We start from the raw sequence: 1707 nt of genomic DNA, 5'->3' as shown, positions 1-1707 counted from the left end.
GTTTAGGTGCAGGTGAGCTTTGCGGAACATATCTGCTTATACCCCCTCCTTCACCCTGTAAATAGCAGAGTGAAGCACGCGATCTGAAAACCGTGCAGGTTAAAGGCTGGTTCACCTTTGGGCGCACCAGCCGGTTTACAGCGGCCGGCATTGCCGGCCGCTAAAGGTTTTGAGCGAACAGCAACCAGTTTCCTTTAGGTAGCTGTAAATTGAGTAAGGTACACCTTTAAGGTGTCTGTGATTACTACCAAACAGTCATATTTCAATCTTTTTAAGGTGTCTATAAAGATGCACCCTGCATTTGCCAAGAAGTATATAGGAATCAGTAATAACCACTATACAGCTCTAGTTGTTTTATTTTACTATTTTATTCTTTGAGATCTCCAATCGTTTTTTTGAACATCGCTTAATTCTGACATTTGAGCATAATATGAAATGACATCTTCATACCTTTTTTCTTTAAATGCTTTTTCTGCTTCCTTTTCAATTAGGCTTTCATTATACTTATGTAGATCTTCTTTTCTTTTTGACATAACGATATTCATAGCTTCATAAATTTTTCCATCCGCAATAAGAGGTAGTATCTTAGTTGTCACAATACCTACAAGTTTTCTTATGCACAATTCCAAAGAAATCCTTTCAGATATCTGGTATACAACTTTTTCATCAATATTAAAATAGTCTGACATTACTTCGGATAAATACACGGATTGCTTTAATTCTTTAGACGAAATAACTCCATACACTTCAAACTCACTTTCCAAGTAAAATGACAACTCAATTTTTGGGAACGAAAATGATATCTCAGTAGGCGTTTTCTTTGTTAATTTTGCTCCTATTTGTTCAAATATTGGTATTATCTCTACTTCTGCTATCTTAATAAAATTATTAGCCAATTCATTCTCCTCCTTATTACGGTAGATTCCAATAGCCATTGCTATATGTCCATCCTCTGCCTTGAAGTAGATTCCTTTCAGCTCCCAGAAATCCAGCATTATCCATTGGAAATGGAGATACGTCTTTAATAGGCTTTCCCTCATTCATTACACTTCTTAGTATCCCAGAATTCTGATTCCAGTTTGCTTTTGGATTCCCCATATCTGGTAGATAATCAGCTACTTTGAACTCACCACTATTTATTGAGCCAGCTTTGTTTAAATCCACCATTTTCCTATAGTGGCGGTATTGCCTTCTCGGACAAGTTGCGCTGGTACGGTTTTGGCAACCTTACCCGCGCCCTCGGATGTAAGGTCTGATGAACAGAAACATGCTGTTCGAGATTCTCCCTCATTTTTTGAAGCAGCAAAAACAGCAAGAGTAAAGGCTTGCAGCAGAATAACTACGGCAAGTATCAATACCGGCAGCTTTCTTTTCATAAACCTCAACTCCTTTCGGGCATATATTGGGCTCTATTGAGCCTGTTCTTGCATATTTTCAGGCACATATGGCCTATACTCGGTCTTGTTTTTCATCATACCATAAATGATATTAACCAGTCTTCGCATTACGCAGACCAAGGCTTGGGGTTTGGTCTTGCCTTCGCTTACCTTGCGATGGAAATATTCGTAAAATACAGGATTACGAGGCACTCTATTGGTCGAGGTGCCAACCATGGACACCGCTAAAAAGTAGAGCAAGCCCCGCAGTTTCCTGTTGCCCTGCTTGTTGCTCTCATCCCTGCCTTTACCCGCAGAACTGAAGCTTTTG

The 1707-nt window shown here is 39.5% G+C and carries 3 protein-coding genes; all 3 read right to left on the bottom strand.

All coding sequences use genetic code 11. The features are described from left to right. Positions 1 to 362: 362 nt before the first annotated feature. Positions 363 to 1040 (bottom strand): hypothetical protein, encoded by a 678-nt coding sequence (locus QME45_14700; protein MDI6619876.1) that lies wholly within the window; start codon positions 1038 to 1040, stop codon positions 363 to 365. A gap of 114 nt (positions 1041 to 1154) precedes the next feature. After that, positions 1155 to 1376 (bottom strand): hypothetical protein, encoded by a 222-nt coding sequence (locus QME45_14695; GenBank protein ID MDI6619875.1) that lies wholly within the window; start codon positions 1374 to 1376, stop codon positions 1155 to 1157. Positions 1377 to 1409: 33 nt separating this feature from the next. Then, a partial coding sequence (locus tag QME45_14690) for an IS110 family transposase (GenBank protein MDI6619874.1) occupies positions 1410 to 1707 on the bottom strand: 298 nt, incomplete at its 5' end.

The organism is Clostridiales bacterium (assembly GCA_030016385.1).
Lineage (GTDB): Bacteria > Bacillota > Clostridia > Clostridiales > Oxobacteraceae > JASEJN01.
This window is presented reverse-complemented; position numbering and strand designations above follow the sequence as displayed.